The organism is Sorangium sp. So ce204 (assembly GCF_051526795.1).
In the GTDB taxonomy this organism is placed as follows: domain Bacteria; phylum Myxococcota_A; class Polyangia; order Polyangiales; family Polyangiaceae; genus Sorangium; species Sorangium cellulosum_B.
The window spans coordinates 3884863-3911720 of record NZ_CP150317.1 but is presented as its reverse complement, the minus strand read 5'-3'; the positions used below and the strand labels follow the sequence as shown (position 1 = coordinate 3911720).

The window sequence follows — 26858 nt, the reverse complement described above, 5'->3', positions numbered from 1 at the left end:
GTCGCGACGCGCGCGCCCCGCCGTCCTCGGTGTCCGTATGTCGTCCGCATCGCCATGCCGGGCATTAGAGCAAACCTGGTGCCGAATGAAAAACGGCGGAAATCGTCGTGAAACGCGAGGCACAGGTGTCTCATCGAGTGTCTCACTGTCTCAGATGGCACATCCATGAGACACTGCGCGGGTGAGCCAAGCCGAAGGGACCCTGCTCGCCCGCCGCTACCGCCTGCTCCGCCCCCTGGGACGGGGGAGCCTGGCCACGGCGTGGCTCGCGCGGGACGAGGCGCTCGGGCGGGACCTGTGCCTCAAGCTGCTCGGCCACGCGCGCACGGCGGAGCGGGCGGCGTTCCGCGGCGAGTTCAGGATGCTGGCGGGGCTCTTCCATCCGCACCTCGTCCGGGTCCTCGACTTCGGCATGCTCCGGGAGACCGGCGAGCCGCGCTTCTACTTCACGTCGGAGGCGGTGCTGGGCGCGCCGCTCGACGAGTACGTGACAGGCCGGCGCTTCGAGGAGGCGCGGGCCGCGATCGTGGACGTGCTCGACGCGCTGCGGTTCCTCCACCGCGCGCGCATCCGCCACGGCGACGTGAAGCCGGCCAACATCCTCGTCGGGGCCTCGGGGCGCGCGGTCCTGATCGACCTGTCCTGCGCTGCGCGGCTCGGGGGGAGGCCCGACGACGGCGTCTCCGGCACCCGGGGCTACCTCGCGCCCGAGGTGATCCGCGGCGAGCCGGCCGACGGGCGCGCGGACCTGTTCTCGCTCGGCCGCACGCTCGAGGCGATCGCGCCGCTGCTCGCGGAGCCGCTGCCGGAGGCGATCGGCGCGCTCGTCGAGCGCCTCGTGCGGTCCGAGCCGCGCGACCGCCCGGCCGACGCGGGCGAGGTGCTCGACTGGGTGGGCGCCGCGCCGCGCGCCGTGGCCCCGCCGCCGCCGGAGCCGCCCCACCTCGTCGGGCGCGATGGGGAGATGCGCGCGGTCGCCGAGGCGCTCGCCGCGCTCGAGCGAGGCGAGCGCGGCCCGCGCGTCTGCGTGATCGCCGGGGAGCCGGGCTGCGGGAAGAGCCGCCTCCTGCGCGAGGCGACGTGGAGCGCCGAGCTCCGGATGGAGGCGGTGGAGGGCTTCGCCAGGGCCAGCGCGCCGGTGGCCTCGATGCTGCGCCGCGCGACCGGCGAGGAGGCGCTCCCCGCCGGCGCGCTGGGCGCCCTGCGCGCGCACGAGCGCCTGACGCGGGCGCGGGGAGGCCACGCGGGGGCGGGGGCCGGGCCGCTGGTGCTCGTGCTCGACGACGCCGACGAGGTGAGCGGGGCGGACCGGGAGATGCTCGAGGCGCTCGCCCGCCTGCTCGGCCCCGAGGATCCGGTCCTGCTCCTCGCCGCCGAGCGCGTCCCGCACGGCGGCGGCCGGGCGCCGCTCGCCGCGGTGGCCGCCGAGGCGGGGCGGAGCGCGCGCGAGGTCGCGCTGCCGCCGCTCGGGCGCGAGGCGGTGCAGCGCTGGATGGACGACATCGGCCTGGGCGACGCGACGGAGGTCGTGCTGCGCGCGAGCGCGGGGTGGCCCGCCGATCTCGTGGTGATCGCGGGGCGGCTCGCCGAGAGCGGGGACGTGGCCGGGCTCGACGCGACGACGCCCGGGGCGAGCGCGCGCTACGCGCTGCGGCTGCGAGGGCTCGGGCGGCCGCTGCGGGACGCCGTGGCGACGCTGGCCGTGCAGGGGGGCGCGGTCGCCGACGAGGAGCTGCCGCCGCTCGGGCTGCCTGTCGCGCACCTGGCCGAGCTCGCCGCCCGCGGCGTCGCCGCGCGCACCGCCGGGGGGTGGACGCTGACGCGCGCCGGGCCGATCGCCGCCCTCCTCTGCGCCCTCGGCGGCGAGGCGGTCCGCGCGGCGCACGCGCGGGCGGCGGCCGCCCTGCCGGCGCACGCCGAGCAGCGGGTGCTGCACCTCGCGCTGTCGGGCGACACGGCCGCCGCCGAGCGCCTGTTCCTCGAGCGCCGCGCGGAGCGCGAGGCGGATCCGAGGCCGTGGGGCGCAAGCGCGGAGGCGCTGCTCGAGGTGGCGACGTCGGCGGAGGCGCGGCTCGAGATCGCGTCCACCCTCCAGCGCGTCGGCCGCGCGGCGCGGGCGCGCGAGGTGCTGGAGCACCTGCTCGCGAGCGACGAGGCCGGAGGGCTCGGCGCGCGGCGCGCGCAGGCGCTCGTCCGGCTCGGCGCGTGCCTGCTGGAGCTGGGCGACCCCACGGCGGCGCTCGCGCGGCTCGACGAGGCCGAGCGGAGCGAGGTGGCCGGCGGGGAGGGCTCGGCGCTATCGGCCACGCCGCGCGAGCGCGCCGCCCTCGCCGATCTCGCGAGCCGGGCGCTCTTGCGGCTCGGATCCCACGCGGAGGCGCGGGCCCGCGCCGAGCCGGCGCTCGCGTGGTGCGACGAGCCGGAGGTGCTGGCGAGCCTCCACGAGGACGTCGGCGTCGCGGCGAGCTACCTCGGGGAGCGCCGGCTCGCGGGGCTGCACCTCGGGCTCGCCGCCGGGCTGCACCGCGATCGGCGGGCGCCGAGGGCGCTGGTGCGGGCGCTGTCGTACCAGGCGATCGACGCCTTCCGGGCCGGGGAGGTCGAGGCGGCGCTCGTCGGGTACCGGCAGGCGCTGGCGACCGCGGAGGAGCACGGGCTCGGCGACCTGGTGGCGCGCTGCAGCCTCAACGTGGGTACGGCGTGCCACCAGTCGGGCGAGCTCGGGGAAGCGCTCGCCGCCTACGAGCGCGGGGCGCGGCTCGCCTCCGCCCTGGGGCAGGCGGACCTGGTCCTCGTCCTCGACTTCGATCTGGCGAAGCTCTGGGCGGACGTGGGGGCGTTCGAGCGGGCCGCCCGCGTGGCCTCCCGGGTGGAGGCGGAGGCCGCGCGGCGGGGGGCGCCTTTCTTCGCGGCGGCGGCGGCCTCGGTCCTCGGGGACTGCGCGCTCGCGGGCGGCGACGCCGAGGAGGCGGCGCGCTGCTTCGAGCGGTCGCGGCGCGGCTTCGAGGCGCAAGGGGCGCAACGGGAGGTGGTGGAGGAGGAGCTGGAGCTCTGCCGGGCCCACCTCGCGCGGGGCGCGGTGGGGGACGCGCGGGCCGCGCTGGGCCGGGCGCGGGAGCACGGCGCCGCCCGGGAGGCGCCCGACCTCGGGGCGCGCGCGGCGCTGCTGGAGGGGCGGCTCGCGCTGCTCGACGGCGAGGGCGACGGCAACCTGGGTCAGGGAGATTCCGACCAGGGCGGTTTCGACCTCGGTCAGCCCAACCTCGCTCACAACCTCGCTCAGGGTGGCCTCAACCTCGGTCAGCCCAACCTCAACCTCGGTCAGGGTGGCCCCAACCTCAACCTCGGTCAGGGTGGCCCCAACCTCAACCTCGGTCAGCCCAACCTCGGTCAGGGTAGCCCCAACCTCGGTCAGCCCAACCTCGGTCAGGGTGGCCCCAACCTCGGTCAGCCCAACCTCGGTCAGGACCTCACCGCCGCCCGGGAGCGCCTCGAGCGCGCCCTGGGCCTCGCCGAGCGCGCGGCGCAGCCCGACCTCGCCGCGGACGTCCGCCTGGCGCTGGCCGAAGCCCACGAGCTCGCGGGCGAGCCAGAGGCCGCCGCGGCGCAGCGGGAGCGCGCGGCCGCCGCCTGGACCGCCATGGCGCGCTCGCTGCCGGAGGCGCTGCAGCACGCCTTCTGGACCCACCCCCGGCGCCGCGCGGCGCAGCCGGCGCGCACCCCCGCGGCGGCCGAGGCCGCGGCGCCGCCAGCGGCAGAGCGCACGGCCAAGCTCGAGCGGCTCCTCGCGGTGTTCCGCAGGCTCAACTCCTCCGTCGAGATCGCCGACATCCTCGCGATGGCCATGGACGCCGCGATCGACCTCACGGCCGCGGAGCGCGGGTTCCTGCTGATCGAGCAGCCGGGCGGCGAGCTGCGCGTGGCGGTCGCGCGCAACGTCGACCGGGAGAAGGTCGGCAGGAGCCACCTCAAGTTCAGCTACGGCATCGCCGAGCGCGCGATCGCGACGCAGGAGCCCGTGGTCACCGTGGACGCCCAGGAGGACCCGCGCTTCCACGAGCACGCGTCGGTGCACGCGATGCGGCTCAGGTCCGTGATCGCCGTGCCGATCCGCTCGCCGGACGGCGTGCTCGGCGCGCTCTACCTCGACAACCGCTTCCGGCGCGCGCGGTTCGCGCCGGAGGACGTCGACCTGCTCCTCGCCTTCGCCGACCAGGTCGCGCTCGCGCTGCGCAACGCGCGGCTCGTCGACGACCTGCGCCGCCGCACCGTGGAGCTCGAGGCCGAGCGCCGCCGCGTCGAGGAGCTCCTGCGCGGGCAGGCCGCGGAGATCGACCGGCTGCAGGAGCAGGTGCTCGTCCGCCAGCAGGCCCTGGAGCACCGCTACGATTACGGCGCCATCGTGGGGCGCGGCCCCGCGCTCCGCGCGGTGTTCGCGACGCTCGACCGCGTCGTCGACGCGCCGGTCAACGTGCTCGTGACGGGCGAGAGCGGCACCGGCAAGGAGCTCGTCGCGCGCGCCATCCACTTCGCCGGCCCGCGGAAGAGCGGCCCGTTCATGGGGATCAACTGCGCCGCGCTCCCCGCCGCGCTGCTCGAGTCGGAGCTCTTCGGGCACGTCCGCGGCGCGTTCACGGGGGCCGACCGGGACCGGACCGGCCTCGTTGTCGCGGCGCGCGGCGGCACGCTCTTCCTCGACGAGCTGGGCGAGATGCCGCTCGAGGTGCAGGCGAAGCTGCTGCGGGTGCTCCAGGAGCGGGAGGTGCGCCCGGTGGGCAGCGCCGAGGCCGTGCGCGTGGACTTCCGCCTCGTCTGCGCGACGAACCGCGATCTCCTGGCCGAGGCCGCGCGCGGGCGCTTCCGGGAGGACCTCTACTACCGCGTCGCGGTGGTGCAGATCCGGCTGCCCGCGCTGCGCGATCGCCTGGAGGACCTGCCGGAGCTCGCGCTCCACTTCGTGCGCCGCGCCGCCGAGCAGCTGGGACGCCCGGCGCCGCAGCTGTCCCACGAGGCGCTGCGGCGGCTCGGCCAGCACGGCTGGCCCGGCAACGTGCGCGAGCTGGAGAACGTGATCACGAAGGCGGTCGTGCTGTGCGACGGCCGCAGGATCGGCCCCGACGACGTGGACCTGCCCCGCGCGCAGGAAGGCGGCGGCCGCGGCGCGCCGCGACCTCCGCGCGACGAGCGCGCCGCGCTGCTCGCCGCGCTCGAGCGGACCGGCTGGAACGCGCTCCAGGCCGCGCGCGAGGCGGGCATGTCGAGGGCGACGTTCTACCGGAAGCTGCGGCGGCTCGGAATCGAACGGCCGATCGAACGGCCGATCGAACGGCCGATCGAACGGCCGATCGAACCGCCCGCCCCACGCACGACCGAACGGCCGAAAGGCGCCCGCGACGACTGAGCCCTTCCTCCAGCGCCTCGAGCGCGAGCGCGGGCCCGATCGGACGCTGGCGACTGGCGCTCTGGACGGCGTCCGTCACAGGCGTACACACCCACCGTCCTCCGCGCGATAGCGTTGGTTCTCCTCTTCTGACATCGCCGGCACGGGGCAGTTCGCCCCACTTGGGGCAGTCCGGCCTCTATCCAGCCATGAGCTTGCCAGCCGCGCGGCGCCGCGCACCGACGCGATGGAAGAGCCGCCCACGACACGGCGTGGAGAAAGGGATCTCATCCATCGGCGTGACGGGGATCATGCGCCACCCTGGCCACGACCGCGCACCGACAGGCGCTCTCCGCCAGGGGATGGCCCGGGCCTTGCGAGGGTGCCGGGCATGAACACAGCAAAATTCGTCCTGCTGCTGCCTCTCTCGATCGCCGCTGCGGCCGGCTGCGATCGCGCGGAAGGCACGACTCGCTCGGACGGCAATCCCGCGGTTCCGGGCGAGATCGCCCAGCGGGCGAACAACCCCACGCCGACGGCCGCCGACAACACAGGCAAGAACGATCGCGATCGCGATCCCGCCGCGCTGACCCCCGGGGACCAGGGCGAGAACGAGGCCGATCGCACGATCACCCAGAAGATCCGGCAGGCGGTGATCGCGAACGACACGCTCTCGATGAGCGCGAAGAACGTCAAGATCATCACGACGGGGCAGGTGGTGACGCTGCGCGGCCCGGTGAAGAGCGACAAGGAGAAGGCCGACATCGCCGCGATCGCCCTCGGGATCCCGGGTGTGCAGAGGGTCGATAACCAGCTCGAAGTCGACGTCGATTGAACCGACACGAACGGTCCGAAAGGAAGACACCATGGCAACGAAGAAAGCGGTCCTTGGCCTCGTGAGCACGCTCGCTCAGGCAGACATCATCGTCGGCGATCTCCAGCGCGCCGGCTTCATGACCGGCGACATCTCGGCGCTCTTCCCCGACAAGCACGGGACGCGGGACTTCGCGCACGAGAAGAACACGAAGGCGCCCGAGGGCGCGACGGCGGGCGCCAGCGCGGGCGGCGCGGTCGGCGGGACCATCGGGCTGCTCGCCGGCATCGGCGCCCTCGCCATCCCGGGGCTCGGGCCGTTCATCGCGGCCGGCCCCATCATGGCCGCGCTGAGCGGCGCCGCGGCCGGCGCCGCGCTCGGCGGCGTGACCGGCGCCCTGATCGGGCTCGGCATCCCCGAGGTCGAGGCCAAGCAGTACGAGGGCAAGATCAAGGGCGGCAACATCCTCATCTCCGTCCACGTCGAGGACAGCAACGAGCGCGCGCTCGCCAAGCAGATCCTCGAGCGCGGCGGCGCGACCGACGTCGCGGTCCTCACCGAAGAGGGGATCTCGTCGAAGCACAGGGCCGTCGCCTGAGCGTGACGCGCCGTCATCCCACGTGATCTCGGGCAGCTGCCCGCCTGACGCCGCGCATCGGCCGGTGTCAGGCGGGCAGCCGCTCGAGGTCGAGCTCGTCCGACGGCGTGATGTCGGCCTTGAGGAAGCGCTGCATCTGCCGGAGCGCGTGGCCGTTGTCCTCCTCTGTCTCGGAGGCCACGCAGTCTGACGGGACGAGCAGCCGGTAATCGCGCATGTAGGCGTCGTTCGCCGTGAACAGGACGCAGATGTTCCCCGCCATGCCGGTGAGGAGGAGCGTCTGCGCGCCGAGCGACTCGAGCAAGATCTCCAGCGTGGTGCCGTAGAAGCCGGAGTGCTTGGGCTTGAGCACGAAATAATCGTCCTCTGCAGGCCGCAGCAGCGCCGCGATCTCGCGGCCGCGCACGCCCTCTTCCAGGCAGTGCTCGATCTGACGGTGGAAGTTGGATTGCCAGCGGCCGAAATTGTCGTTCACGTAGACCGCCGGAATGCCGGCGTCGCGACACCGCTGCTTCAGCGCCCGGATGCGGTGCGCCATCGGGAGCGCGTGGGCGAGCAGCCGGTCGCCTCCCGGGAAGTCCAGATCGTTGATCACGTCGATGAGGAGCAGCGCTGTCCGGCTCTCGTCCGGCGCGGCGCCGTGAAGGTCGTGGGAACGCCGAGGCATGGGGTGCGTGGGTTATACTGCGGGCGAGGGCGCGTGGGGCAGCGATCACCGCCGATCACCGCCGCGCCCGGTCCGCCGTGGCGAAACGCGACCTCGGCCGTGGCGGCGCGCGGCAGGGGGCGCAGGATCCGCGATGGCCCCCAGGCGGCCAGGACGGGCGCGCGGCGCAGGATGCGCGAGGACGCGTCGTCGGCCGCCGGCTTGCATTGCTCGCCATGACGGACCTGGCGCGGGCCCCTCGGGTCGCCCTCCGGGTCGAAGGAGCGCACATGCCTCGCAGCATCTGGAAAGGGAGTATCAGCTTCGGGCTCGTGCAGATCCCGGTGGCCCTCTACCCCGCCGAGCAGCCCGATGAGCTCCACTTCACGCAGCTCGACAGGCGCACCATGGCGCCGATCCGCTACGAGCGCGTGAACCGGGAGACGGGCGAGCCGGTGAGCTGGGACGATATCGTCCGCGGCTATCCCTACGAGAAGGGCGAGTATGTCGTCCTGTCCGACGAGGACCTGCGCCGCGCGAACGTGGAGGCGACGCAGACCGTGGACATCCTCGACTTCGTCGACGCCTCGGAGATCGACCCGATCTACTACGACAAACCGTATTTCCTCGCTCCCGCGTCCCAGAACGGCAAGAAGCGATCGCCGGTGACGGCGTATGTCCTCCTGCGCGAGGCGCTGCGGAAGACGGGCAAGGTCGGTATCGCGAAGGTCGTGATCCGGACGCGCGAGCACATCGCCGCGGTGAGGCCGCACGGCAGAGGGCTCGTGCTGAACCTGCTCCGGTTCGCGCACGAGCTCCGCTCCGATGAGGAGCTCGACCTGCCCGAGATGGACGCCCAGGGAAAGGGGCTCGGCAAGCGGGAGCTGGAGATGGCGGAGCGGCTGGTGGCCGAGATGGCCACCGCGTGGCAGCCGGAAAAATACAAGGACGAGTACCGCGACGACGTGATGAAGCTCATCGAGAAGAAGGTGAAATCCGGCCGCACGACGGCGCCCACGGAGCCCGTGGAGGAAGAGCGCCACCGCCGCGCCACCGGCACGGTGGACCTCATCGCGCTGCTCAAGAAGAGCCTCGGACAGAAGGGCGAGAAGGCCGCGAACGACGAAGCGAAAGACGGCGCGAAGAACGGCGCGAAGAACGGCAGAAAAGCGCCGGAAGAAGGCGGCAAATCCAGGGTGCGAAAGGCGGAGGCCCCGAAGCGGAAGGGCGGCAGCTCGCGTCGGGCCGCGTAGCCCGCACGGAGAAGCGGCCCGCGCGCCGGTCTGACCGGGGGCGCAGAGGAGGGTAGAGCGAGCTCATGCGCCCCAAGTATCCGGCGGACGTCACGGCGGCTTTCCTCGAGCTGCAGGGGCAGCCCCCGCTCGCCGCGCAGAAGCTGGCTCCGGGCGCCCGCGTCGCCGCCGACGAGGCGCCGCCCTCCTTCGCCGCGATCCTGACGCAGCTGATCGAGACGCTGTTCTTCGCGTCCATGGCGACGGAGGAGGGGCGGCTCAACCCGATCGGCGTCGTGTTCGCCGAGCGCCTCGCCGAGCTCGAGTCCGGAGAGCCCGCGTGGGATCTCGTGCGGTTCGGGTCCCCGGTGGCGTTCGACGCGGAGCACCTGGCCAACCTGGGCCCGGCGAGCGCGTGGCCGCGCGCCTTCCTGGCCGTGGTGCCGCTCGACGGGTCGCTCGCCGTCGCCGGCATCGCGGTGCCGCACGGCCGGCCGTCGTTCGCGCTCGATCAGCTCGTGCGCGTCGTCGCCCCGAAGCCCGGCGTCGTGGCCGTGTACCGCGGCGAATGGGAGGTCGTCCGTTACGAGCGCGGCGCCGTGCGGACGTGGATGCCCAAGAACCGGCCGCTGCTCGACTCCATCGAGCGGACCGTCGCGCGGGACCAGGCGAGCGCGCTCGCCCGCAACGTGCGCGGCTATCTGCTGCGCATCGTCGAGGGAATGGTCGAGCTCGGTCGCGGCGGGCTCCTCGTCGTCCTGGGGCCGGGCGAGGGCCTGCCGCACCTCTTCGGGGAAGAGGGCAATCTACTCGACACCGAGGTCAAGCGGCTGGCCCCTGCCCTGTGCCTCGGCTCGGCCATCCTCGACCTCGCGGGCGCGCACGAGACCCACCTGCCGGACGGGCCATGCCCGCCGTCCGGGGCGAGGCCAGCGCCGCGCGACTCGGAGCACGCGCTGCAGCGGTCCGAGCGCGTCAGCCGGCTGCTCGAGCTCATCGTGCGGCTGACGACCGTCGACGGCGCGGTCGTGATGAGCCACGCCCTCGACGTGCTCGCGTTCGGCGCGAAGCTGCCGCCTCCGAGGGCGATCATCTCCGAGGTCTTCGCCGCCACCCCCGATCAGCGGATGGACGCGAGCCTGAGCCTCGACGCGCGCGGCACCCGCCACCGCGCGGCCGCGGCGTTCGTCGCGGGGTACCCGGAGCGGATCGCCTTCATCGTCTCCCAGGACGGCAACGCGGCGACGTTCCAGGAGATCGAGGGGAAGGTCGTTTACTGGCCGCTTTGACGAGGCGCGGCGCGCGAGGTGCGACGTGCGAACTCAAAGATGCCGCAGGATGGCCGCAGGCATCTGATCGAGAGGCACCGCCGCCGCGGCGAGCCCGGCCTCCAGCACGCGGCGGGGCATGCCGTAAACGACGCAGGACGACTCGGCCTCCGCGAGGACCCTCCCGCCCGCCGCGCGGATCGCCCGGGAGCCCTCCAGGCCGTCGTCCCCCATGCCCGTCAGCACGACCCCGAGCACGGCCGGCCCGAACTCGGCCGCGGCGCTCGCGAAGAGCAGATCCACCGACGGGCAATAGACGGACGCGCCGGCCGTCGCCGGGAAGCCGACGCTGGCGCGCGTCAGGTTGCGCCGGACCTCGATGTGCGTCCCCCCGCGCGCGATGACCACGAGCCCGGGCCGGAGCTGGAGATCGTCCGACGCCTCGACGATCGAGAGCGCGCTCCCGTCGTCGAGGCGGCGCGCCAGCGATTCCGTGTAGCCAGGAGGGATGTGCAGCGCGACGACGATGGGGACCGGGAACCCGGCGGGCATCGCCGCGAGGAGCCGCGTCAGCGCCAGCGGGCCGCCGGTCGAGGCGCCGATCACGACGAGCCGCGTGCGCGACAGCGCCGGGATCGCGAAAGGCGCGGGCGGCGGCGCGGACGGCGGCTCCGCGCGGTGGACCTTCGCCTCGGCGGCGGCGAGCACCTTGCGGACCAGCTCGTCCGCGAGGCCGAAGAGGCGATCGGTCGCGAGCGCCGTCGGCTTCTCGACGAGGTCGGTCGCGCCTTCCTGGAGCGCCCTCACGCCGAGCTCGCTGTCCGCGTCGGCGCTGCTGACGACGATCACCCGCGGCGCGCCCTCGCGCGGCAACGACGCGAGCACGCCGAGGCCATCGAGGTTCGGCATCACGAGATCCAGCGTGACGACATCCGGCTTGTAGCGCGCGATCTTCTCCAGCGCGTCGAAGCCGTCCATGGCCGTGTCGACGACCTCGATCGAGGAGCTCGCGCCGAGGACCTGCCGCAGCACCTTGCGCACGAAGGCGGAGTCGTCGACAACGAGCACGCGGACCGCGGGGCGCCTCATGGCTCCGCGTTCCGATACAGGAACACGCCGCCCCGCTCCTCGCAGGCGAGCGCGGTGCCGAGCCTGAAGAGCGACTCGGAGACCCCGACCAGGAGGATCCCGCCCGCGGCGAGCGCCCCCGAGAGGTTCTTGAGCACCCACCGCGCCGTGTTGTCGTGGAAGTAGATGAGCACGTTGCGGCAGATCACGACGTCGAGCTGCCCGAGCGACGCGACCTGCGACGCGTCGAGCAGGTTGATCCGCCGCCAGTCGATCGCCCGCCTCAGCTCGGCGCTCACGACGACGCGATCGGGCGTCACCTGCAGCCACCGCTCGGCGAACGGAGGCGGCGGGGCGTTGCTCCGGAGCGAGCGCGGCCCGAGCACGCCGGCCTGGGCCCGCGAGAGCGCCCGCGCGCTGATGTCGCTCGCGATGATCTCGACCTTGTCGAGCAGGCCCCGCTCGGCCAGGAGCATCGCGAGCGTGAACGGCTCCTCGCCGCTCGAGCAGGCCGCCGACCAGATCCGCGGCCGGCCGCCCGCCGCCACGCGCGGCGCGACGAACTCCGAGACCGCGAGCTCGAGCTGCGCGAGCTCGCGGAAGAAGTACGTCTCGCCCACGACCAGCCCGTCGATCAGCGCGTCCATCTCGGCCTCGCCCCCCGGGTCGTAGCGGAGGAAGTAGTAGTAATCGAGCAGCGAGTCGAAGCCGGCGTCGAGGGCGCGCGCCGACAGCTTGTCGCCGAGCAGCTCGCGATCGGCCGCGTCGTAGTGGAAGCCGATCTTCTCGGCGACGAGCGCGCTGAAGATGGCGAAGACCTGCGGGGAGATGGGGAGGCGGCTCGTCATGCCCACGGGATCAGGCCCACTGCGCGAGGACGGACGCGGACACGCGCCGCACCTCGGGATCTGGATCGGTCCGCGCGGCGCGCTCGACCGCCGCGAAGCCCTCGCGGGTGGCCACCGCGGCGAGCGTCGTGGCGGCCGCCTTCCGCGCCGGCGCGCGCGGCAGCCGGAGCGCCTCGAGGAGCGCGGCGTCCGCCCCGGGGAGCCGCATCCGCGCGAGCGCCGCGGTCAGGAGCGGCGAGAGCTCGTCGTCCGCCGTCGCCAGCGCGTCGAGGATGCCCTCGATGCGGCCCGGCACGGGCGTCGAGAGCGCGGCGAGCAGAGGGCCCTGCGCCCGCGACGTGACGAGCAGCGCGACGAGGGCCCTCGTCGCCTCGGCGCCGGGCCGCCCCGCGATGAAGCTGGTCGCGGCCGCCCGCACGCTCTCGTCGGGGTCGCTCGCCGCCCGCACGAGGGCAGGCAGGACCTCGGGCGACGAGAAGCCGGAGACGGCCGAGACCGCGACCAGCCGGGTCGCCACGTCCGGGGACGAGAGCGCGTCGAGCAACGTCGGCAGCGACGCCTCCCGCCCCGCGATGCCGAGCCCGATCAGCGCCGACCGCCGCATGTCCGTGTCGCCGTCCCGGGCCGCCTGCTCCAGCGCCGCGAGCGCGAGATCGCCCTTGATCCCCGACAGCGCCTCGATCGCCGCCACGCGCACCTGGCCGCTCTCGTCCCGGAGCCGCTCGGCGATGACCCCTGCCGCCGCCTCCCACCCGAGCTTCCCCAGCGACTGGCAGGCGTAGTACCGGACCCACGCGTCGCCGTCGCCGAGCCCCGCGAGGAGCGCGTCGATCACGCGGGGATCCCGGCGCGACTGCCCGAGCGCCCGCATCGCCACGGCCCGGATCCGCGCCGCGGGATCGGCCGCGACCTCGACGAGCGCGTCGAGCGCCGCAGGCGCCGCGAGGGACGCGAGGCCATGGATCGCCTGCTCGCGCGCCCGCGCGTCGGGGTCACCGAGGCTGGCGAGGAAGACCGGCAGCGCCGAAGGAGGCGCGAGGTGCCCGAGGATCCGGAGGGCCGTCCTCCGCGCGGCCGGGGCCCCGTCGCGGGCCGCGGCGAGCGCGAGCGCCTCGACCTCCGGGCCGCCGAGGCCCTGGATCGCGGTCGTCGCGGCGTGGACCACGCGGGGGCTCGGGTCGTCGAGGACCTGGAACAGCGCGCGCGCCGAGCCGGGCTCCGCGATGCGCGCGAGCGCGTCGCACGCCGCGGCGCGGACCTCCGCGTCCGGATCGGCGAGGCAGCGCTCCACCTCGCCCGCGGCCGCGACGCCCCGGACGAGCGGCAGGAGCAGGAGCCTGCGCGCGCTGTCGCCGTCGCGCAGCGCCGCGAGCACCCGGGGATCCGCGCTCCGCGAGAGCTGGCCGAGCGCCTCCGCGGCGGCGCTCGCGACGGGAGGATCGGCGTCGAGCAGCCGCGTCAGCTCGAGCAGCGCATCGTCGCCCCCGATCGCGCCGAGCACGCTGCAGAGGGCGGCCTGCTCGGCCGGATCCGCGCCCGCGAGGCTCTGGGAGAGCCGCCGCGTCACGCCGGGCGCCGGCGCCTCGCTCCGGAGCGCCTCGTCGATCGGCGCGGCCGTCCCGTAGCGCTCGCGGTACCGCTCGCGCAGCTCGGCGAGCGCCGCCGCGGCGACACGCACGACGCCGTCGCTCGGCCGCCCGAGGAGGCGCACCAGCGGCGCCACGGCGCCGCGGCTGCCGGTGCGGCCGAGCGCCCGCGCCGCCTCGAGCAGGTAGCGCGGATCCTCGAGGAGGACCGCCAGCGGGCCGGTCGCGCGCGGGTCGCCGCTCCGGCCCAGCACGTCGATCGCCGGGAAGACACGGAAGAAATTTCCGCTCGAGACGGCATCCACGAGCGAGTCGACAGCGGACCTGCCGCCGACCCGGCCGAGCGCCTCGATCGCGGCGACCGCGACGTTGTCGTCGGGGTGCGACGTGAGCTCCGCGAGCCGGGGGACGGCCCTCGTGCTGCCGCGGCGGCCGAGGATCTGCGCCGCGTCGGCGACGAGCGCGGGGCGAGCATCCAGGGTCAGCGCGAGCACGGCGGCGTCGACGTCGCCCAGCGACGCGACGAGCGCGTCGACCGCGGCGGCGATGCGCGCCTCGCTGTCGCGCCGGGCGGCGAGGCACGCGCAGAGGGGGTCGACCGCCGCGTCGCCGAGCGCGGCGAGCGACGCGACGACGGCCCGCCGCACGGTCCAGCTCGGATCCGCGAGCATCTCGATGAGCTCAGGCACCCCCGGAGGCCCCGAGGCGGCGAGCCACTCGACCTGCTCGACGCGCCGCCGCTCCGCGTCCGAGACGGCGAGCGCGGGCGCGTGTGCGTGTCGACGAGCGATCATGCCGTCTCCGGCGGCGTGTGCTGCGTCCCGTTCACCTTGATGTGGGCGACGGCGTGGGCGACCGTCGCGACGACGCCCGCGACCGCGTCCGCGTGCTCCGCGCTCGCCTGCCGGATCCTGCCGAGCTGCTCGAGCACCTGGCCTGCGTCGCTCGCGATCGCGCCGGTGTCCCTCGCGTGCCTGGCCGTGGAGGCGAGCAGGTCCCGGACCGGGTCGCGCAGCCGCGCGAGCGAGGCGGCGTGCTGCTCGCTCCGGGTCGAGAGCTCACCGATCCCCTTCTCGGCGGCCTGGAGCGACGACGTGTGCCGGTTCGCGCCCGACGCGAGGGCCGCGACCGCCTCCGCCTGGTCGGCCACGGCCCGCGCCGTCTGCCTGGCGATCCGGCGCACGGAATCCCCCTCCTTCGCGAGGGACGCCGTCGCCTTGCCCTGGTCGGCCGTGGCGGCGGTCACCGCCGCCGCGAGCCGCGCGACCTGGCGGGCGGACGCCTCCAGCTGCTTCGCCGCCCGCGCCTGCTCGCCGGTGCCCCGCGCCGACTGGACCGACAGCCGCCGGATGTCGTCCATGGCGCGCGAGATCTCGTTCGCGCCGCCCGCCTGCTCCGCGAGGCCGGCGACCATGCGCTGCGACGCGCCCGAGACCTCCTGCGTGAGCGCGGTGATCCCGGCCAGGGCGCGGGTCTGCTCGATCATCGCGGCGCTTGTCTGCTGGGTCAGCGCGCGCATCTGCGCGGCGACCTTGGCGAGCTGCAACGCCCCCGTCGCCTGCTCGTCCATCGCCCGCGACACCCGCTCGGCGGTGGACGTGAGCTGCGCGTTGGCCCTCACGGCGTCCCGCAGCGCGCGCGCCTGCTCGGCGGTCGCGTCCTTCGTCTGCCGGGCCATGCGCCGCATCTCCGCGCTGCCCTGCGCGAGCGACTGGATCGCCTTGGTCTGCTCGGCCGCGGAGCGCGCGACCGCCCTGCCCTCGTCGCTCATGCGCGACGCCGTCTGGGTCAGGGAGGCCACCGCCTGCACCTGCTCCGCGTTCGCCCGGTCGATGTCGCGGATCGACCGGCCGAGCTCCTCGACCCCTTGAAGGATGGACGCGAGCGCCCGATCGGCGTCGCCCGCGAGCCGGGTCCCCTCGTCCGCGACCTTCACGCCCTCGCTCGAGGCGGCCACCGCCTCCCGGGCGCTCGCCTGGAGCGCGCGGACGATCTTGGCGATCTCGGCGCTCGAGACGGCGGCCCGATCGGCGAGGTTGCGGATCTCCTCGGCGACGACGGCGAAGCCGCGGCCGTGCTCCCCCGCGCGCGCGGCCTCGATGCTGGCGTTGAGCGAGAGGAGGTTCGTGCGGTCGGCGATCAGGTTGATCGTCTGGACGATGTCGCCGATCTCCTCCGCCCGCTTGCCCATCTCCTTCATGACCGACGCGGAGTCGGCCATCGCCTGCCGGATGCTCCCGAGCCCGGCGATGGACCTGCCGACCGTCGCGGCGCCCTGGCGCGCGGTCGCGACCCCCTGCTCGGCGGTCGCGCGCGCGGTATCGACGATGGCGACGATCCGCCGCGTCGAGGCCTCGACCTGCGACGACGTGGCGGCGTTGCCGGCCGCGAGCCCGCTGATCTGCTCGGCGCTCTGCGCGACCTGCTGCGCGGTCCGCGCGAGCTGCTCGGCGGCGACCGCGTTCGCCTCGATGGTCGCGGCGTTCTTCTCGGCGGTGGCCGCGACCTCCTCGACCGAGCTCGCGATCTCCGTGATCGTGCTCGCGGTCGTCGACGCGCTCGAGTCGAGCGCCTTCGCGCTCTCGGCCACCCCGCGGATCGACCGCGCCATCTGCTCGGCGGTCGCCGCGGTCTCCTCGACCGCGCTCGCCATCTCGGTCGCGTCCTTCGCGACGCGATCGAGGGAGCCGCTCACGCCCACGACGGTCCCGGCCATCGTCGAGATCTGCGCCCCGACCCCCTTGGCGTCGGTCGAGAGGCGCGCGACGCCCTTCGACATCTCCTCGATGGTGGCCCCGATCTCCTCGATGGCCGCGGCGTTGCTCTCGCTGCGGGCCGCCGCCTCGTCGGCGGATCCGCTCGTCACGGAGACCGCCCCGAGGAGCTCCTCGCTCGAGGAAGCGAGCTCCTCGGCGCTGGCGCTCACGGCCTTCACCGAGCGGGCGATCTCCTCGAGCGCCGCCGCGGTCGTGTCCGCCGAGGCGGCGAGCGTCTCGGCGTCGCCCTTCACGCTGGTGAGCGCGGGGGCGAGCGCGCCGATGCCGCTCGCCATGCCCTCGGTCGCCCTCACGACCTCGATGACGGCGTCGCCCACCCGCTGCCCGGTGCGGGCGAGCGCCTGCGCGGCCGCACCGGCCTCCTCGAGCTCGCCCGCGAGCGCCCCCGCCATGGCCCCCTGCTCCCTGCCGGCCGCGGCCTGCTCGGCGCCGAGGGCGGCGAGCCGCGCGGCCGCCTGCTCGACGCCGGCGACGGTCGAGACCGCCTGACGGAGCGCGCGCTCGGTCTGCTCCGCCCGCGCGAGCGCGCCGTCGATGTCCGCGATTGCATCAGATGCCATGATCCTGCTCCTCACCGATGATCCTGCCGACGTCGACGAGCATGACGAGGCGCTCCCCGAGCTTCGCGACGGCCCTGACGAACCCGGCGCTCTCCTCCGCCATGACCTCGGGGGGCGGCCTCAGCTCGCCCTCGGCGATGTTGACGACCTCGCGCGCGCTGTCCACGAGGAGGCCCACGGTGCGGCCGCCGCGCTGAACGACGATGACGCGCGAGTCCAGCGTCGGCTCCGCGCTCGGGAGCCCGAAGCGGACGCGCAGATCCACGACCGGGACCACGCGGCCCCGGATCTGCACCAGGCCGCCGACGTACGATCGCGCCCCCGGCACCCGGGTCGCCCCGGCGAACGACTCCATGTGGAGCACGTCCGCCGCCGAGATGACGTACTCGGTGTCCGCCACCTTCAGGACCACGTGTAGATCGCTCACGAGGCCACCCGGGCGAGCGCGCCGCGGCCGCCGCGGCCAGCGGAGAGCCTGCCGCTGAGGGTCACGAGGTCGAGCACGAGCGTGGGGCGCCCGTCGCCGAGATCCGTCGAGCCAGACACGCCCGGCACCCGGACGAGCGGGTCCTCGAGCGGCCGCACGACCACCTCCTGCTGGCCGATCACGCGGGTCACGCCGAACGCGAAGGGCGCGCCGTGGCGGCGGACGACGAGCGCCCTGCGCGCCGGCGAGGCCCCGAGCTCGAAGAGGGCGCCGAGATCGACGAGGGGCACGACCTCGCCGCGGCGCTCGATCAACATGGTCCCGCCCCGCGCTTCGCCCGGCGCTGGCAACATGGTCCCGCCCCGCGCTTCGCCCGGCGCTGGCAACATGGTCCCGCCCCGCGCTTCGCCCGGCGCTGGCAACATCGCCCCGCCCCGCGCTTCGCCCGGCGCTGGCAGCATCGCCCCGCCCCGCGCTTCGCCCGGCGCTGGCAGCATCGCCCCGCCCCGCGCTTCGCCCGGCGCTGGGCCGCGGAGGACGCGCGCGGCGTCGATCTCCACGACCTCCTCGACGCCCGCGACGGGCGTCACGAACAGTTGGTCACCACACAGGAAGGAGAAGGCGTCCACGATGGTCAACGTGAGCGGGATCCGGAGGGTGAAGGTGGTGCCGGCGCGGGGCGACGTGCTCACCGAGAGCTCCCCGCTGAGCTGCTCCACGGCGATGCGGCGCACGATGTCCATCCCGAGCCCGCGGCCGCTGGTCTTCGTCGCCTGGTCGAGCGTCGACAGCCCGGGGAGCGTGATGAGGTCGAGCAGCGCCGCGTCGCTCTCGGGCGCGGGGCGGCCGGCCCGCCTCGCGACAAGCGCGCGATCGATGCCGCGGCCGTCGTCGGCGACGCTGAGCTCGAGCTGATTGCTGGAGCGCTCGAAGCAGGAGACCCGGACGACGCCCTCCTCGGTCTTGCCGAGGCGCCGCCGCTCGGCGGGCGGCTCGATCGCGTGATCGACGGCGTTGCGGAGCAGGTGCACGATCGCAGGGAAGACGCGCTCCGCGACCGCCTTGTCGAGCTCGGCCTTGCCGGCGTCGATCTCGAGCCGGACCTGCTTGCCGGTGGCGCGACCGAGGCCGCGGACGACGAGCGGCACGCGCTCGAGGAGCTCCGCCACGGAGATCATGCGCGCGCGCATGATGGCGCCGCGGAGGTCGCGCAGCGTCCGGTCGTGCTCGCGCAGGATCTCCGACAGATCGCGGGTGTCGACGCCGCGGGAGCGCAGATCGGCGGCCGCCCGAGCGAGCCGGAACCGCGTCACGACCAGAGCCGACAGCTTGTCGAGCGCGTCGTCGAGGCGCGCCACCTCGACGCGGACGACGCCTCGGAGCTGGGGTTCCCGGTCCGCCGGCTCGTCCGGCTCGCGCTCCGCCAGCGCCGCGACGACCGGCGGGACGGGGAGCTCCACGGTGAGCGCGCGGACGCCATCCGCCGCCGCCGCGCGCGCGACCTCCTCGTCGGGCGCGCTCGTGAGGACGAGGAGCGCGAAGGCGATGCCGCCCGGCGCGCCCTCGCTGGCCGGCACCGAGAGCGGGATGACCTTGACGATCTCGGCGAGCTTGCCGACGCGCTCGCGGACGGTCGTGATGTTCACCCCCTCGGCGGTGCGCGCCGGCGAGGGGACGAAGTCGACCCGCAGCGCGCGCCGCCCGCCGGCCACGCCCTGCGCGAGCTGCACCCGCTCGCCGGGCCCGAGCTTCGCGAGGATCTCGGGATCGGCGCCGATGGTCGGCACGGGCGGCGACGGCGCGGCGGCGAGATCGAGCGCGGTGAGCGCGGCGAGGAGCTCGGGCGCCGCCGGCAGCACCGGCTTGCCCTCGGCGAGGGCCCGCGCCCGCTCCTCGATGGACCGGAGCCCGCGGAGCAGCACCTCGATCGACGAGGCGGAGAGGCTCCCGGCCGACCGGTCCGCCGCCCGGAGCACGGTCTCCATCGCGTGGGCGAGATCCACAATCGGCTCCACGCCGACCATGGCGGAGAGGCCCTTGATGGTGTGAAGAGCGCGGAAGAGCTCCCGGATCGCCTTGGGGCTCGACTCGCCGCCGCGGAGGGCCGCCTCGGCGGCGAGGAGGTTGGCCGTCGACGCCGAGAGGTGCTCTTCCACCTCGACGAGGTAGCCGGCCACGAACTCGTTCACATCGAGCGCGCCGCCCATCCGGTCATCCGGCGCTGGCGACGCTGTCCTGCAGGAGCGCGCGCACGCTGGCCAGGATGGCGTCGGGGGTGAAGGGCTTCGTCATGAACTCCGACGCCCCCGCGGCGAGCGTGCGGGCGCGGGACTCCTCATCACCCCGGGTCGTCACCACCAGGATCGGCAGGCTCCGCAGCCTGTCTTGACCCCGGATGAACTCGATCACCTCGAGTCCCCCGATATCGGGCATATTCAGGTCGAGCACCACGAGATCGAACGGCCTGAGCGAGAGCGTCTCAATCGCCTCGAGCCCGCTCGCCGCGTGCGCGAACCCGTGCTGCTCTGCACGCAGGCAGGCCACCACCATCTCGCGCATCACCCGGCTGTCATCGACGACGAGGATCTCTGCCACAGCGGTGCTCGACCGAGGGAATAGCCTTTCCGAATGCGGGGTGTCAATCGCGCTTGTGCGTCCGTGCCAGAATCAGGGAACTCCCGTCAGACACGTCCCGAGCCGCGGATGCCGTGCTCGGGCGTCCAGGCGCTGCCCGCACGTCGAGGGACGCCAGCGCGCCAGCGAACGTCGGCGGACGCGAACGCCCTCGCCATGACAGACGTCGATGGAACCCGGCGAGCGCTGGATGATGCGTGGCGCGATGACCAGAAGCGACCTGACGCGCCAGACGCGAACGGAAGCGAACGGAAGCGAACGGAAGCGAACGGAAGCGAACGGCTGCAACCGACGCAGACAGGCAGAAGAGGGCAACAGGGCGCCTTTCATCGTATTAGGCTTGCATCGTCGAGGGCTCTCCCTCAGATGAGACTGGGCGGTAAAGATGCTTGCGGAACCAACGCGTCTCCGCGCCCGTCCCGCCCCGAGAGGCGCCGCCCTGTGGCGATATGCCTCACGGCCCCTGCTGCTCCTGGAGAACCATGAATCGGTCAATGACGATGGACTTCGTGCTCGCCGACGCCGCGCGCGATGCGAACGGCCCGCCCCGGCGCCCGGCGCCGGCCGCGGGGCGAGGCGTCCGGGAGGGGGGTATGGAGCCTCCGCCGAGCGAGCACGCGCAGCGCGGGGCGGTGTGGATCCTCGACGATTCGTTGCTGGAGGCCGAGATGGCCGCGCGCGCCCTCGCGCCGGGGTACGAGGCCCAGGTCTTCACGGACGCCGCCGCGATGCTCGAGCGCGTGGCGGGGGGCGATGTGCCGGATGTCCTCGTGCTCGATCAGGTGATGCCGGGCATGTCCGGCACCGAGATCTGTGGCCTCTTGCGGTCGCGCGCCGCCACGGTCGGGCTCCCGATCCTCATCCTGACCGTGGCCGGGCAGGAGGAGGACCTCGTCGAGGGGCTCACCGCGGGCGCCGACGACTACGTGGTCAAGCCCTGCCCGGCGGCCGCGCTGTCGGCGCGCGTCGGTGCGCTCCTTCGCTCGAAGCGGCTCCGCGAGCGGGCCGAGCGGGCCGAGCGGATCGCGGCGGTGGAGCGCGATCTGCTGCGGGCGCTCATCGAGCAGAGCGGCGACGGCATCATGGCCGCGGACGCGGGCGGGGCGCTCCGCATCTGCAACGGCGAGGCCCAGCGGCAGCACGGGGTGTACGAGAGCGACGCGCGCGACGCGCTCGAGTCGCTCCGGACCCGCGGGCTGCTCGCGCTGGACGGCCGGCCGCTGCGCCCCGACGAGGACCCGCTCCACCGCGCGCTCCGGGGCGAGAAGGTCGAGAACGCGCGCTGGCTCGTCACGCGCCCGGACGGCTCGATCCGCGCCCTCGCCGGGACGGCATCGCCGCTCAGGCACGCCGACGGCTCGCCCGCGGGCGCGGTCCTGATCACCCGCGACGAGACCGACGCGATCGAGGCGGAGCGGGCGCTCCGGGACAGCGAGGAGCGCTATCGCGTGATCATCAGCGCGCTCGAGGAGGGCATCACGCTCCAGGACGAGCGCGGCGTCATCCGCACCGCGAACGCGAGCGCCGAGCGGATCCTGGGCCTGCCCATGGCCCAGCTCGTCGGGTCCACGATGATGGGCCCGTCGTGCCGGCTCGTCCGCGAGGACGGCTCGCCGTTCCCTCTCGAGATGGTCCCCTCGCAGATCGCGCTCCGGACCGGCGCGCCCCAGTCGGGCATCCTGCTCGGGCTGGAGCGGCCGGACGCCTCGGTCCTGTGGCTCTCGGTGAACGCGCAGCCGCTCCGCGGCACCGACGGCTCGGTCGCCGGCGTCGTCTCCTCGTTCTTCGACATCACCGCGCGGAAGCGGGCGGAGGAAGAGCGGCAAGGCCTGCTCGCCGCGGCGGAGTCCGCGCGGCAGGAGGCCGAGGCCGCGAGCCACCTGAAGGACGAGTTCCTCGCGACGATGAGCCACGAGCTCCGCACGCCGCTCACGGCGGTCCTCGGCTGGGTCCGGATGCTGCGCACCGGCAAGCTCCCCGAGGAGCGCCGCGACAAGGCGCTGGAGACGGTGGAGCGCAACGCCCAGGCGCAGGCGCAGCTCATCGACGATCTGCTCGACATCTCGCGCATCATGGCCGGCAAGCTCCGGCTGGACGTCCATCCGATCGAGCTCGTGCCGGTGATCGACGCCGCCATCGAGGTCGTGCGGCCGGCCGCCGACGCCAAGGGGGTGCGGCTCCTGTCGCTCCTCGAGCCCGGCGTGGGCGCCGTCGCGGGCGACGCGGGCCGGCTGCAGCAGGTCGTCTGGAACCTGCTCAACAACGCGGTGAAGTTCACGCCGCGGGGCGGCGTGGTGCGCATCCGGCTCGATCGCGCCGGCGGGTCCGCCGAGATCACCGTGTCCGACACCGGCCAGGGCATCGAGCCCGCGTTCCTGCCTTACGTGTTCGAGCAGTTCCGGCAGGCCGAGAGCGGCACGACCCGCAGGCACGGCGGCCTGGGCCTGGGGCTCACGATCGTGAAGAGCCTCGTGGAGATGCACGGCGGCACGGCCCACGCGCTGAGCGACGGGGAGGGTCGGGGCGCCACGTTCGTCGTCCAGCTGCCGCTCGCGGCGCCGCCGAGCCACGACCGGGGGCGCCGGCTCGCGGCGCTGCCGTCCGCCTCCGCCGGGAGCGACCGCCCGCCCGAGCTCGCGGCGCTGAACGTGCTCGTGGCCGAGGACGAGGACGACACGCGCGAGCTCCTCGTCACGATGCTCGAGCAGTGCGGCGCGCGCGTGACGGCCGTGTCGTCCGCGGCCGAGGCGCTGCTCGCGGTGAAGGCGCTTCAGCCCGACGTGCTCGTGTCCGACGTCGCGATGCCCGGCGAGGACGGCTACGTGCTGATCCGCAAGATCCGCGCGCTCCCGGCGGCGAGCGGGGGGCGGACCCCGGCGATCGCGCTCACCGCCTACGCGCGCACGGAGGATCGCATGCGCGCGTTGCGGGCGGGGTTCAACACCCATGTCCCGAAGCCCATCGAGCCGGCGGAGCTGCTCGCGGTGCTCTCGACCATGTGCGGCACGAGGGCGGGCTCCTAGGTCGCCTGCGGCGTGCGATCGCGCCATCGCGCCATCGCGCCGCTCGCGCGATCGGCTCGGCGCGGCGCGCCGCCGGCTCACCCCCTCCGGCAGCTCCGCTCGATGGTGTCCATCAGCTTCAGCACGTCGAACGGCTTGCTGAGGATCGCGTCCGCGTCGATGCCGGCGCGCTCCGTCGCGCCGCGCGCGGTCATCACCACGGTGGGCGTGGCGGCGAGCGTCGGGTCGCGCTTCTGCTCGGCGCGAAACTGGAACCCATCCATGACGGGCATCATCAGGTCGAGCAGGACGAGCGCGATGGACGAGGGGTCGTCCCGCAGGCATGCGAGGGCCTCGCGCCCGTTCGCGGCGCAGGCGACCGCATACCCCTCCTCTTCCAGGAGCTCGCTCAACGTCCGGCGGATCGCGGCGTCGTCATCGACGATCAGGATGCGCTTGCTGGGACGGCTCATCGTCATGCGCACTCGCTCCCTCCGCAGGGTGACAGCGACCAGGGCGCCACGACTTCGGGCCGGCCCGCGGGGCCCCCTCGCGCCGGGCGCCTCAGGCGCCCTCGAATCCCGGCAGACCCTGCCGGCCCGAGGCCCGAGGGCCGGCGAGCGGCAGGGTCACCTTGAAGGTCGAGCCCTCTCCCAGGACAGAGCTCACCTCGATCGAACCATCCAGCGCTTCGACCACCTGCGTCGTGATGTAGAGCCCCATGCCCAGACCACCATAGTGCCGCGCCGACACGGCGCGCTCGAACCGCCCGAAGATCCGGCCGATGTGCTCCTGCGCGATCCCGATGCCGTGGTCCGCGATCGTCAACGTGGCCATCGAGCCCATCGAGGCGACGGTGATCTCTATCGGGTTTCCCTGACCATACTTGAGCGCGTTCGAGACGAGGTTTTCGACGACCTGCTCGAGCCGCACACGATCCCAGCTCCCTGCGGCGTCGTCCGCCGCGCTCACGGTGACCCGCGAGCCCGCCTCCGCGATCTCGCCGCCCTCCTGGAAGCGAGACACCACCTGCCGGACGATGTCCGACAGCCGGACTTGCTCGAGCTCCAGGGCGAGGCGCCCCGCGGAAATGCGGGAGATGTCGAGGAGGTTCTCGACGAGCCGCCTCAGCCGCTCGCTCTGCCGGCGAACGAGCCCGAGCCGGTCCATGAGCCACGGGAGGCGCTCCCTGTCGGAGCACAGCTCGGGCGCGCGGCGTATCAGGGTCTGGATCTGCAGCGCGAGCGGGGTGAGCGGCGTCTTCAGCTCGTGGGAGGCGATCGAGAGGAACTCGTCCCGCAGCGCGATCGCGCTCTGCGCGTCCCTGTACAGGCGCGCGTTGTCGACCGCGAGCGCGCAGCGGCGCCCGAGCTCCTCCGCCGCCGCGAGGTCCGCCTGGCTGTACCGGCGCTCGGATCGCACGACCATGAAGGTCAGCGTCCCGAAGAGCCGCCCGCGCCGCGCCAGCGGGACGCACATGAACGAGTGCGCACCGATGGCCCGTATCACCCGGAGGTGCTCGTCGTTCTGCGCGATGGCGCGCATCTGCTCGTCCGTGAAGTGCTCGACGAGCACCGACCTCTGCTCGAGGAGCACCTTGGTCGGCGGGTGCTCCGGGTTGCCGTCGAGCCTGGGCGCGAAGCGCTTCGCCTCCTCGGCCACGGCTGCGAGCGAAGGGTCCGAGTGCGCCACGCCCACCCGCCGGAAGGTGCCGTCCTCCTCGTCGAGCGCGTCGACGACGCAGAAGTCGGCGAGGACGGGCACCGCGAGCTGCGCCACCCGCGCGAGCGTCGTGGAATAGTCGAGAGACTCGGCCAGCACCACGCTCGCCGCGTCGAGGAAGCGGGGCAGCTCCTGCGCGCGCTCCCGCTCCGCGGCCTCGACGGCGCGCCGCCGCATCCGCGCCATCTCGATCTGCGTCCGGACGCGGGCGAGGAGCTCGCGCGGCGAGAACGGCTTCACCAGGTAATCGTCCGCCCCCGTGTCGAGGCCCTCGACGACGGCGTCCTCCCCCGCCCGGGCGGACACGAGCACCACAGGGACGCTGCTCGTCCTCGGGTCCGCGCGGAGCTCCCGGAGGAGCTCCACGCCGTCGAGCTCGGGCATCATCACGTCGCTCACCACGAGGTCGGGCGGGCGCGCGAGCGCGGCCGCGAGGGCCGCCCGCCCGTCCGAGACCGCCTCCACGCTCCACCTCGGCGTGAGCAGGTGGACGAGGTACTCGCGCATGTCCGCGTTGTCGTCGGCGACGAGGATCCGGCCCTCTCCGCCGCCCGGGGCGACCTGCACGTGCGCGGCGTCGGCGCGCGGCTCCGGGCCCGCTGGCGCCGCTGCTTCGCGCCCGGGTGACTGGGGTGAAGACCACTGGGACGCCTCGAGCACGTGGAGGCTCGCGCTCGCCGCCGAGGGCGCCGGCTCCCCGGCGGCGACCACGCGCTCCGGCGAGAGGTGCGCGCGGCCCCTCGGGATCGCCACGGTGAACGCGCTCCCCTGCCCCACCGCGCTCGAGGCGCGCAGCGAGCCCCCGTGCGCCTTGACGAGCTCCTGGACGAGGGAGAGCCCGATCCCGGTGCCCTCGATGCTCCGGCCGCGCGCGCCGTGCACGCGGTGGAACCGCTCGAAGATGCGCGGGAGCTCCTCCGAGGGGATCCCGGTGCCGGTGTCGCGCACGGTCAGCGCGACGTGGTCCGGGTGAGCGCGCAGCGAGACCGCGATCTCCCCCTCGAACGTGAACTTGAAGGCGTTCGAGAGCAGGTTCATGACGACCTTCTCCCATTGCGCCGCGTCGACGTAGACGGGCTCGGGCAGCGGCGGGCAGTCCACGACGAGCGAAAGGCCCGCGCCCTCGATCAGCGAGCGGAAGGAGCTCGCGAGCTCCGCCGTAAGCCGCGCGAGATCGGTGGGCACGAACGACGTCTGGAGGCGCCCCGCCTCGATGCGGGAGAAATCGAGCAGCGTGTTCACGAGCCGGAGGAGCCGGAGCGTGCTCCGGTGGGCCGCGGCGAGGCCGTCGCCCGCGAGCGACCTCGCCGGGCTCGACAGCGCGTCCTCGACGCGCCCGAGGATGAGCGTGAGCGGGGTGCGGAACTCGTGGCTCACGTTGGCCACGAACTCCGTCTTGAGGCGGTCGAGCGTCGCGAGCTCGTCCCGGTGCTGCGCCACCTCGCGCTCGAGCCGCCGCTGCTCGGTGACGTCCCGCCCCTCGGCGATCATGAAGACGACCTTGCCCTGCCGATCCTTCACGGGGTTCAGGTTGAAATCGATCGTGATGCGCTTCTCACCTTCGTTCCCCCCGAGGACCTCCACGTCGTACCTGACGAACTCGCCGCGCGCCGCGCGCCGCACAGCGTCCTTCAGGCGCTCCTGGATCTCTGGCGAGCCCTGCCACCAGCGGCACTCCCAGAAGGGCACGCCGTGCACCTCCCTCCGCTCCACGCCGGCGCCGCGGGTCGAGGTATGGTTCGACTCCCAGCTCGTACCGTGGGCGTCGAGCAGGCCGAAGAACTGGAAAGAGCTGTTCATCGCGACCCGCGCCGCGAGGAGCCGCATCAGCCCCGACTCGCGGCCAGGGCTCGCGCGGGCGAGCTCCTGCTTCAGGAGCTCGGTGTCCCAGAGGAGATGTTCTTCGGAGTCGTCCACAGGTCGCACGATCGCAAGGTCTTCCAGGCATTCGATGAAGTCGCGCCCTTCTGCGCGCTCCTCGCTCGACCGCTGTTTCATCCCTTCTCGCATCACGCTCGCGGCTGCTCGAGGCAGAGAACAGCTCATCCTGAAGCGCTTAGTGGAGATCGCCGACCACGCAAGGGCCGAGCGAGAACCGCCTTGAACTTCCACGGGGGGCCCGCGCGTGGATCCGGATCGTTCGAGCGCACGACCACCCCTGCGCGCGCCGCAGCAGCCGATCACCACCGGCTGCTGCTGAGGCAGCAGCCTCCTCCCACCGCTCCTCCAAGGTGATGGCACGGTGATGGTACGGTCACGGCCAAGGCAGAGCTGGCCCGGTTAGTGCATTTGGCCT

At 74.1% G+C, this 26858-nt stretch carries 16 protein-coding genes; 6 read left to right on the top strand and 10 right to left on the bottom strand.

Annotated elements, in window-relative coordinates; translation table 11 throughout:
- Positions 1-181 precede the first annotated feature (181 nt).
- From WMF22_RS14685 to WMF22_RS14675, 3 genes are all read left to right on the top strand, one after another.
- Positions 182-5401 (top strand): sigma 54-interacting transcriptional regulator, encoded by a 5220-nt coding sequence (locus tag WMF22_RS14685; protein WP_438036126.1) that lies wholly within the window; start codon positions 182-184, stop codon positions 5399-5401.
- 370 nt (positions 5402-5771) lie between these two features.
- Complete coding sequence (locus WMF22_RS14680) at positions 5772-6215, top strand: BON domain-containing protein (protein WP_012235299.1); 444 nt, start codon at positions 5772-5774, stop codon at positions 6213-6215.
- Positions 6216-6246: 31 nt separating this feature from the next.
- Complete coding sequence (locus WMF22_RS14675) at positions 6247-6792, top strand: DUF3341 domain-containing protein (RefSeq protein ID WP_437299704.1); 546 nt, start codon at positions 6247-6249, stop codon at positions 6790-6792.
- Positions 6793-6859: 67 nt separating this feature from the next.
- On the opposite strand, the gene WMF22_RS14670 is transcribed toward WMF22_RS14675, so the two are convergent.
- Positions 6860-7459 carry a cysteine hydrolase family protein gene (locus tag WMF22_RS14670; protein WP_438036125.1) on the bottom strand — a complete coding sequence of 200 codons (600 nt, stop codon included), beginning with the start codon at positions 7457-7459 and terminating at the stop codon, positions 6860-6862.
- 269 nt (positions 7460-7728) lie between these two features.
- Here WMF22_RS14670 and WMF22_RS14665 point away from each other — a divergent pair, with 269 nt between their 5' ends.
- Positions 7729-8691: a Ku protein gene (locus tag WMF22_RS14665; protein ID WP_438036124.1), complete on the top strand. Its 963-nt coding sequence runs from the start codon at positions 7729-7731 to the stop codon at positions 8689-8691.
- Positions 8692-8756: 65 nt separating this feature from the next.
- Entirely contained in the window at positions 8757-9959 is a 1203-nt protein-coding gene (locus tag WMF22_RS14660) for a putative sensor domain DACNV-containing protein (protein ID WP_437299701.1), read from the top strand.
- Positions 9960-9992: 33 nt separating this feature from the next.
- Here the strand turns inward: WMF22_RS14660 and cheB are convergent, their stop codons facing one another.
- From cheB to WMF22_RS14625, 7 genes are read right to left on the bottom strand one after another with little or no spacing between them, the layout of a single operon-like run.
- Complete coding sequence (gene cheB / locus WMF22_RS14655; protein ID WP_438036123.1) at positions 9993-11027, bottom strand: chemotaxis-specific protein-glutamate methyltransferase CheB; 1035 nt, start codon at positions 11025-11027, stop codon at positions 9993-9995.
- Positions 11024-11854 carry a CheR family methyltransferase gene (locus WMF22_RS14650; protein WP_438036122.1) on the bottom strand — a complete coding sequence of 277 codons (831 nt, stop codon included), beginning with the start codon at positions 11852-11854 and terminating at the stop codon, positions 11024-11026. The genes cheB and WMF22_RS14650 overlap by 4 nt, the downstream gene beginning before the upstream one ends.
- A gap of 10 nt (positions 11855-11864) precedes the next feature.
- The gene (locus WMF22_RS14645) at positions 11865-14234 is read right to left on the bottom strand and encodes a HEAT repeat domain-containing protein (RefSeq protein WP_438036121.1); all 2370 of its coding nucleotides are present in this window, start codon (positions 14232-14234) and stop codon (positions 11865-11867) included.
- Positions 14231-16777, bottom strand: coding sequence for a methyl-accepting chemotaxis protein (locus WMF22_RS14640; RefSeq protein WP_438036120.1), 2547 nt, complete (start codon positions 16775-16777; stop codon positions 14231-14233). The genes WMF22_RS14645 and WMF22_RS14640 overlap by 4 nt, the downstream gene beginning before the upstream one ends.
- Positions 16767-17204 carry a chemotaxis protein CheW gene (locus WMF22_RS14635; RefSeq protein ID WP_012235290.1) on the bottom strand — a complete coding sequence of 146 codons (438 nt, stop codon included), beginning with the start codon at positions 17202-17204 and terminating at the stop codon, positions 16767-16769. Before WMF22_RS14635 ends, WMF22_RS14640 begins: the two co-directional genes overlap by 11 nt.
- On the bottom strand, positions 17201-19411 hold the full coding sequence (locus tag WMF22_RS14630) for a chemotaxis protein CheA (RefSeq protein ID WP_438036119.1): 2211 nt from the start codon (positions 19409-19411) through the stop codon (positions 17201-17203). The genes WMF22_RS14635 and WMF22_RS14630 overlap by 4 nt, the downstream gene beginning before the upstream one ends.
- Positions 19412-19415: 4 nt before the next feature.
- On the bottom strand, positions 19416-19799 hold the full coding sequence (locus tag WMF22_RS14625) for a response regulator transcription factor (protein ID WP_437717625.1): 384 nt from the start codon (positions 19797-19799) through the stop codon (positions 19416-19418).
- 533 nt (positions 19800-20332) lie between these two features.
- Here WMF22_RS14625 and WMF22_RS14620 point away from each other — a divergent pair.
- The gene (locus WMF22_RS14620) at positions 20333-22861 is read left to right on the top strand and encodes a hybrid sensor histidine kinase/response regulator (protein WP_438036118.1); all 2529 of its coding nucleotides are present in this window, start codon (positions 20333-20335) and stop codon (positions 22859-22861) included.
- A 77-nt stretch (positions 22862-22938) separates the two neighbouring features.
- Here WMF22_RS14620 and WMF22_RS14615 read toward each other — a convergent pair whose 3' ends face one another.
- Positions 22939-23319 carry a response regulator gene (locus WMF22_RS14615; protein WP_437299693.1) on the bottom strand — a complete coding sequence of 127 codons (381 nt, stop codon included), beginning with the start codon at positions 23317-23319 and terminating at the stop codon, positions 22939-22941.
- Positions 23320-23404: 85 nt separating this feature from the next.
- Positions 23405-26560, bottom strand: a complete 3156-nt coding sequence (locus tag WMF22_RS14610; protein WP_438036117.1) for an ATP-binding protein — start codon at positions 26558-26560, stop codon at positions 23405-23407.
- Between the last annotated feature and the right edge of the window lie 298 nt (positions 26561-26858).